Annotated in this window: 8 protein-coding genes; all 8 read left to right on the top strand. The window is 62.9% G+C overall.

What is annotated here, in order from left to right; all coding sequences use genetic code 11:
- Positions 1–360: 360 nt before the first annotated feature.
- The 8 genes from traI to trbL are packed head-to-tail and all read left to right on the top strand — an operon-like array spanning position 361 to position 7327.
- Positions 361–996 (top strand): acyl-homoserine-lactone synthase TraI, encoded by a 636-nt coding sequence (traI, locus tag GR158_RS19335; protein ID WP_160872226.1) that lies wholly within the window; start codon positions 361–363, stop codon positions 994–996.
- Positions 993–1964, top strand: a complete 972-nt coding sequence (gene trbB, locus GR158_RS19330) for a P-type conjugative transfer ATPase TrbB (RefSeq protein WP_160872225.1) — start codon at positions 993–995, stop codon at positions 1962–1964. The genes traI and trbB overlap by 4 nt, the downstream gene beginning before the upstream one ends.
- Positions 1954–2358 (top strand): conjugal transfer pilin TrbC, encoded by a 405-nt coding sequence (trbC, locus tag GR158_RS19325; protein ID WP_160872224.1) that lies wholly within the window; start codon positions 1954–1956, stop codon positions 2356–2358. Before trbB ends, trbC begins: the two co-directional genes overlap by 11 nt.
- Positions 2351–2650: a conjugal transfer protein TrbD gene (locus tag GR158_RS19320; protein ID WP_160872223.1), complete on the top strand. Its 300-nt coding sequence runs from the start codon at positions 2351–2353 to the stop codon at positions 2648–2650. Before trbC ends, GR158_RS19320 begins: the two co-directional genes overlap by 8 nt.
- Before the next feature lie 10 nt (positions 2651–2660).
- Positions 2661–5129, top strand: a complete 2469-nt coding sequence (locus tag GR158_RS19315) for a conjugal transfer protein TrbE (RefSeq protein ID WP_160872222.1) — start codon at positions 2661–2663, stop codon at positions 5127–5129.
- Entirely contained in the window at positions 5101–5910 is an 810-nt protein-coding gene (gene trbJ, locus GR158_RS19310) for a P-type conjugative transfer protein TrbJ (protein ID WP_160872221.1), read from the top strand. The genes GR158_RS19315 and trbJ overlap by 29 nt, the downstream gene beginning before the upstream one ends.
- Positions 5907–6137 carry an entry exclusion protein TrbK gene (gene trbK / locus GR158_RS19305; protein ID WP_160872220.1) on the top strand — a complete coding sequence of 77 codons (231 nt, stop codon included), beginning with the start codon at positions 5907–5909 and terminating at the stop codon, positions 6135–6137. Before trbJ ends, trbK begins: the two co-directional genes overlap by 4 nt.
- Positions 6131–7327 carry a P-type conjugative transfer protein TrbL gene (trbL, locus tag GR158_RS19300; RefSeq protein WP_160872219.1) on the top strand — a complete coding sequence of 399 codons (1197 nt, stop codon included), beginning with the start codon at positions 6131–6133 and terminating at the stop codon, positions 7325–7327. Before trbK ends, trbL begins: the two co-directional genes overlap by 7 nt.
- Positions 7328–7343: the final 16 nt, after the last annotated feature.

Raw genomic sequence — 7343 nt, 5'->3', positions numbered from 1 at the left:
GGTGGAATCTCTTGTCACGGTTAATCGGCATGTAATGCCATTTTTCCGTGACGATTACTGAATGCGTGTTTGGTTGCAAGGCGTTTTTGGTTAACGAAAGGTTAACGCGCTTTTGCCCCAGTTAAGCCGAAAGCGGATTCATCAATCATTATCTTGTAGTTAGCCTGCCTCCCGTTGTTCGCAGCGGGGTGTAGGAAATGCAGATCTGCACCTCTTATCAACATTTTAGACTCCGCCTTCCGCCCGATTTTCGAGAGCTATACCGCCGATTCGGTAGAATCACCGGATGCAAATCTGCACATAGCCACACGCAACACGAGATGATTTCCCTTCGCCTGACCAGTTCATGCGGAGATCACAATGCAGATTCTGAGCGTCTCGGCCAATCACTACGCAAGCAACCGCAACTACCTGAACCAGATGCACCGTCTTAGGGCCGCGGTGTTTGGCGACCGCCTGGAGTGGGATGTCACCATCACCGAACAGGGAGAGCGGGATCAATACGACGATCTCCACCCGACCTACATCCTCGCGATCTCCACCGATCAGAAGGTCGTCGGCTGCGCACGCCTGCTGCCCGCATCTGGCCCGACGATGCTGGACCGGACATTCCCGCAGCTACTTGAGCGCGGCTCGCTCGATGCCCATGCAGCGGTGGTTGAGAGTTCACGCTTCTGCGTGGACACGTCGCTGGCTGCGGGAAGGGGAGGGAGCCTCCATCAGGTGACGCTCACCATGTTCGCCGGCATCATCGAATGGTCGATGGCCAACGGTTACAGCGAGATCGTCACCGCCACTGATCTCCGCTTCGAGCGCATCCTGAAGCGGGCGGGATGGCCGATGAGCCGTCTCGGCGACCCCGTGGCCATCGGCAATACCACAGCCGTCGCGGGCAGCCTGCCGGCTGATCGCGCCAGCTTCGACACGGTTTCCCCGCCAGGTTACCGTTCGACCATCGAGCACGATGGCGCCGGTCCTTTAAGGAGCGCGGCGTGACCCAGCTCCGTTCCCATCCTCGTCTCGTCCGCAAACTCCAGGACGCACTCGGCGACCAGCTCTGCGTCGCACTCGAAGACGCCACGGTCGTCGAGATCATGCTCAATCCCGATGGAAGGCTGTTCATCGAACGGCTGGGGCACGGTGTTGCCCCCGCCGGGGCGATGAGTGCCGCCACCGCCGAAGTCGTCATCGGCAGTGTCGCCCATGCGCTGCAGTCGGAAGCTGACGACGAGCAGCCGATCATTTCCGGCGAACTGCCGATCGGCGGACATCGGTTCGAGGGCCTGCTTCCGCCGGTGGTATCGGCGCCCGCGTTCACGATCCGGAGACGGGCGTCGCGGCTCATCCCGCTCGACGAATACGTCAAGTCGAAAGTGATGACGGAGGCACAGGCCTCGGTTCTGCGCAGCGCGATCGCGTCGCGCATGAACATCGTCATTTCCGGCGGAACCGGGTCCGGCAAGACGACACTCGCCAATGCCGTCATCGCCGAGATCGTCGCGACGGCGCCGGACGATCGCATGGTCATCTTGGAAGACACCGCCGAGATCCAGTGCGCGGCGGAAAACGCCGTGTGCCTGCATACCACCGACACGGTCGATATGGCCCGGCTCCTGAAAAGCACCATGCGTTTGCGACCTGACCGCATCATTGTCGGCGAGGTCCGCGACGGCGCCGCACTCACTCTGCTCAAGGCATGGAACACCGGTCATCCGGGCGGCGTCACCACTATCCATTCCAACACGGCGATGTCGGCCCTGCGCCGGCTGGAGCAACTGACCGCGGAAGCGAGCCAGCAGCCCATGCAGGAAGTCATCGGCGAGGCCGTTGATCTCGTCGTTTCCATCGAACGAACAGGGAAGGGCAGGAGGGTCCGCGAAGTGATCCATGTCGAGGGTTTCGGCAATGCCCGCTACCGGACCGACCACTACGCCCAGATCGATGAGGACAGTCATGTCGCATAGGACAAAGATCACGCTCGCCTGCGCGGCACTCGCCGCTATCTCTCTCAGCCTGGCTGAGCCGGCACTGGCTTCCTCGGGTGGTGGCGGCCTTCCATGGGAGTCGCCGCTACAGCAGATCCAGCAGTCCATCACCGGGCCCGTCGCCGGCTTCATTGCGCTCGCGGCTGTCGCCATCGCCGGCGCCATGCTCATCTTCGGCGGCGAGCTCAACGACTTCGCGAGAAGGCTTTGCTACGTTGCCCTCGTCGGCGGTGTTCTGCTGGGTGCCACGCAGATCGTCGCCCTCTTCGGCGCGACCGGCGCCAGCATCGGCGAGGTTGAAGCGCAATCGGCGCCTCAAACCACCGAGCCGACAGCAATGGATCGCCCGGAAGGGGAGGGGGCTCATGGCTGACGCCGGCCCCAGCCTTTCCCGCTCGCTTGTGCATCGGGCGCTGTCGCGTCCGAACCTTCTGATGGGCGCCGACCGCGAACTCGTGCTGCTCACCGCGCTTGCCGCCGTCATCCTGATCTTCGTCGTGCTGACCTGGTACGCGGCGCTCTTCGGTATCGCGATCTGGCTGGTCGCGGTCGCGGCGCTGCGCATGATGGCAAAGGCCGATCCTCTCATGCGGCGGGTCTATGTCCGGCACATCTCTTACAAGACGTTCTATCGCGCGACGTCGTCGCCCTGGCGCAGGTTCTGAGGGTTTTATCATGGTCGCCCTCAAATCCTTCCGTCATTCCGGACCGTCCTTTGCCGATCTGGTGCCCTATGCCGGGCTGGTCGATGACGGTGTCATCCTGCTGAAGGACGGCTCTCTGATGGCCGGCTGGTATTTCGCGGGACCGGACAGCGAGAGCTCGACCGACGCCGAGCGCAACGAGGTGTCGCGGCAGATCAACGCGATCCTGTCGCGGCTCGGCTCCGGGTGGATGATCCAGGTGGAGGCCGTCAGGGTTCCGACAGGCGATTATCCGGCCGAGGATGATTGCCACTTCCCCGATCCGGTCACACGGGCAATCGACGCCGAACGGCGTGCGCATTTCCAGAAGGAGAGGGGCCATTTCGAGAGCCGGCACGCACTGATCCTGACCTGGCGGCCACCGGAGCCGCGGCGCTCGGGGCTGACCCGCTACGTCTATTCCGACGCCGGCAGCAGGTCCGCCACCTATGCCGACAAGGCGCTCGAGACATTTCTGACCTCGATCCGCGAGGCCGAGCAATATCTCGCGAACGTTGTGTCGATCCGCCGGATGATGACACGGGAGACGTCGGAGCGTGGTGGCTTTCGGGTTGCCCGTTATGACGAGCTCTTCCAGTTCATTCGCTTCTGCATCACCGGCGAAAACCATCCGGTGCGCCTGCCTGACATTCCCATGTATCTCGACTGGCTGGTGACGGCCGAGTTGCAGCATGGCCTGACGCCGCTGGTGGAGAATCGTTTTCTCGGTGTCGTGGCGATCGACGGCCTGCCGGCCGAGAGCTGGCCGGGTATCCTGAACAGCCTCGACCTCATGCCGCTCACCTATCGCTGGTCCTCGCGTTTCATCTTCCTCGATGCCGAAGAGGCCAGGGGGAAGCTCGAGCGTACCCGCAAGAAATGGCAGCAGAAAGTCAGGCCCTTCTTCGATCAGCTCTTTCAGACACAAAGCCGCTCAGTCGATCAGGACGCCATGATGATGGTGGCCGAGACCGAGGACGCGATCGCCGAAGCGTCGTCCCAACTCGTCGCCTATGGCTACTATACGCCTGTCATCGTGATTTTCGACGAGCAGCAGGCTCGCTGCCAAGAGAAGTGCGAGGCTGTTCGCCGGCTGATCCAGGCGGAAGGTTTCGGCGCACGGATCGAGACGCTGAATGCGACCGATGCCTTTCTCGGCAGCCTGCCGGGCGTTTCCTATGCCAATATTCGCGAACCGCTGATCAATACCCGCAATCTCGCCGATCTTATCCCTCTCAATAGCGTCTGGTCGGGGAGCCCGACGGCGCCTTGCCCGTTCTATCCGCCTGGCTCACCGCCGCTGATGCAGGTTGCCAGCGGCTCGACGCCGTTCCGCTTGAACCTGCATGTCGACGATGTCGGGCATACGCTGATCTTCGGGCCGACCGGTTCGGGCAAATCCACCCTGCTGGCACTGATCGCCGCGCAGTTCCGGCGCTACGCCAGCGCGCAGGTCTTCGCCTTCGACAAGGGTGGCTCGATGCTGCCGCTGACGCTCGGGCTCAATGGCGATCACTACCAAATCGGCGGCGATATCGGTCCTTCGGCAGAAGGCGAAGTGAAGGCGCTGGCTTTCTGCCCGCTTGCCGAACTTTCGACCGATGGCGACCGCGCCTGGGCGTCGGAGTGGATCGAAACGCTGGTCGCGCTGCAGGGTGTGACGATCACACCGGACTATCGTAACGCCATCTCCCGGCAGATCGGGCTGATGGCGGAATCGCGCGGCCGCTCCCTCTCTGACTTCGTGTCCGGTGTTCAGATGCGCGAGATCAAGGACGCGCTGCACCAATATACGGTCGACGGTCCTATGGGCCAGCTTCTCGATGCCGAGGAGGACGGCCTCGCACTCGGCGCCTTCCAGTGCTTCGAGATCGAGGAACTGATGAACATGGGCGAACGCAATCTCGTGCCGGTTCTCACCTACCTGTTCCGCCGCATCGAGAAACGGCTGACCGGCGCCCCCAGCCTGATCATCCTCGACGAGGCCTGGCTGATGCTTGGCCATCCCGTCTTCCGCGACAAGATCCGCGAGTGGCTGAAGGTGTTGCGCAAGGCCAATTGCGCCGTGGTGCTTGCAACCCAGTCGATCTCGGATGCGGAACGCTCCGGCATCATCGACGTGCTGAAGGAATCCTGCCCGACGAAGATCTGCCTGCCGAACGGCGCGGCGCGGGAGCCCGGCACCAGAGAGTTCTATGAGCGCATCGGTTTCAACGAGCGGCAGATCGAGATCGTCGCGACGGCGCTTCCGAAGCGCGAATACTACGTTGTCTCGCCCGAAGGCCGCAGGCTCTTCGACATGGCGCTCGGTCCCGTCGCGCTCTCCTTTGTCGGGGCGTCCGGCAAGGAAGATCTGAAGCGCATTCGCGCCCTGCATTCCGAACACGGGGCCGCATGGCCCCTCCACTGGCTCCAGCAAAGGGGGATCGCTCATGCCGATACACTCTTCCCGGCCGAATAGGATGGTGCGCGCCGCAGTCGCCACGACGGTCATACTCTCTTCCACTCTATCAGTTCCTGCCTATGCCGGCGGCGTCACCGGGCAGGCCACGGAATGGACGCAGCTCGCCAACAATGCCGAGCTCGTCTCGCTGGTCGGCAAATCGGCTGAGCAGGTGAACAACCAGATCACTCAGATCTCCCAGCTTGCCGAGCAGATCCAGAACCAGCTCAACATCTACAACAATCTCCTGCAGAACACGGCGCAGCTCCCGAACCACATCTGGGGGCAGGTCGAAAGCGACCTGAAGAGCCTGCAGAACATCGTCGCACAGGGGCAAGGCGTCGCCTTCTCGATGGGCAATATCGACGACGTGCTGAAGCAGCGCTTCCAGAGTTTTTCCGAGATGAAGAGCAATCTGCCGGACGGGGCAAGCTTTTCCACGACCTATCAGAACTGGTCGGACACCAACCGCGACACGATCGCCGGAACACTGAAGGCGGCGAACCTGACGGCCGACCAGTTCTCGAGCGAGGAGAGCACCATGTCGTCGCTGCGCTCGATGTCGGAATCGGCTGACGGGCAAATGAAGGCGCTTCAGGTCGGGCATCAGATAGCGGCGCAGCAGGTTGCGCAGATGCAGAAGCTGCGGGGTCTCGTCTCCCAGCAGATGACCATGATGGGCACGTGGTTCCAGTCCGAACAGGCGCAGAAGGATCTGGCGCAGGCGCGCCGGGAGCAGTTCTTCAGCGCGACTAAGCGTGACATCCGCGGCGGCCAGACAATGGAGCCGCGCTGGTGAGCTCGCGTCTGATTATCACCCTCGTCTTGGCGGGGATCGTTGCACTCGGTGCCGGCGTCGTCACCTGGATCGTGGTCCAACCGCGTCCGGCGCCCGTGTCCGGATCGGGCGCGGCCGCTACGCAACCTGCCTCCGATACCGAGCGCCGCGAGCATCGCGAAAAGTTCTTCAGCGGCGATCCGGAGCGCGACATCCGTGGCGGGCAGGAGATGAAGCCGCGATGGTGATCGTCCGCCCCTCCCGGAAGCTGGAGCTATCGTTCATTTCGATCGGCCTCATCCTGTTGGTCGCGACACCGGTGCTTGCCCAAGAGGGTTCGGTTCTAACCACACTGGAAAACTCCGTTGTCACGGCCGCCAAGGGCTGGGAGGCGACAGTGATGAACGCGGCGCGGTCGCTGTTCTGGATCCTGGCTGGCATCGAGGTCGGGATTGCCGCCGTGTGGCTGGCGATCAACGCCGCAGCGCTCGACAGTTGGTTCGCCGAGCTCGTCCGGCGGATCATGTTCATCGGCCTCTTCGCCTTCATCCTCGACCAAGGTCCGTCCTTCGCCAAGACCGTGGTCGACAGCCTCTATCAGATCGGTTCCGGCGGCGGCTCGGCCTCACCGGCAAACATTTTTGATGCGGGCATCCGGGTCGCGACCAAGATGTCCGAACAGGCGAAGTTCGGTCTGTGGGAAGACAATGCGCTGGCGATCGCTGCGGTCTTCGCCATGGTCGTGGTCGTCGTATGCTTTTCGCTGGTCGCCGCGATTTTCGTCGCCGTCATGGTCGAGATGTATGTCGGCCTGCTCGCCGGCATGATCATGCTGGGTCTCGGCGGCTCGTCCTTGACCAAGGATTTCGCGGTCAAATATCTGGTCTACGCCTTCTCGGTCGGCATGAAGCTGATGGCGCTGGTGATGATCGCCAAGATCGGCTCGGACATCCTGCTAGGCCTGGCCGAAGCGCCGACGGCGACCTCCGAGCAGTTCATCACCACACTTGCCATCGCCGGCATCTCGGTCGTGGTCTTTGTCATCGCCATGTATGTTCCGCCCATCCTGCAGGGCGTGGTCCAGGGCGCCTCGATCGCGGGCGGCATGGAGGCTATCCGCCATGGCGGCCAGGCCGCGACATTCGCAGCCGGCGGCGCTTTCCTCGGTGCGAGCGCTGCAACGAAAGGAGCGCAGACGGCGAGCTCGGCGCGGGCAGGGGGCTCCTCGATGGCTGGAGCGGCGCTGCGTGGCATGGCATCGGGGATCGGAAATGCCGGATGGGCCGCAGGATCCGCGGCGAAGGACAAGGCGATCGCCTCTCCCGGCGCCTATGCCGGATCGCTGCTCGGCCTCGCCAACGCCAAGCTCGACCAGACGCGTCAGTCGGACCGGCCCACGCCGCCACCTCCACCCCCGCCCATGAACGAGAACAAATAGCTGGAGGTTGATCACC

This window comes from Shinella sp. AETb1-6, assembly GCF_009826875.1.
Lineage (GTDB): Bacteria > Pseudomonadota > Alphaproteobacteria > Rhizobiales > Rhizobiaceae > Shinella > Shinella sumterensis.
Note: the sequence above shows the minus strand (reverse complement) of the source record. Positions and strands in the feature narration are given on the sequence as shown.

Coding starts and splice junctions, on each gene's coding strand:
- GR158_RS19320 (WP_160872223.1), top strand. CDS start 2,351: ATGGCTGACGCCGGCCCCAGCCTTTCCCGCTCGCTTGTGCATCGGGCG.
- trbL (WP_160872219.1), top strand. CDS start 6,131: ATGGTGATCGTCCGCCCCTCCCGGAAGCTGGAGCTATCGTTCATTTCG.
- trbC (WP_160872224.1), top strand. CDS start 1,954: ATGTCGCATAGGACAAAGATCACGCTCGCCTGCGCGGCACTCGCCGCT.
- traI (WP_160872226.1), top strand. CDS start 361: ATGCAGATTCTGAGCGTCTCGGCCAATCACTACGCAAGCAACCGCAAC.
- trbJ (WP_160872221.1), top strand. CDS start 5,101: ATGCCGATACACTCTTCCCGGCCGAATAGGATGGTGCGCGCCGCAGTC.
- GR158_RS19315 (WP_160872222.1), top strand. CDS start 2,661: ATGGTCGCCCTCAAATCCTTCCGTCATTCCGGACCGTCCTTTGCCGAT.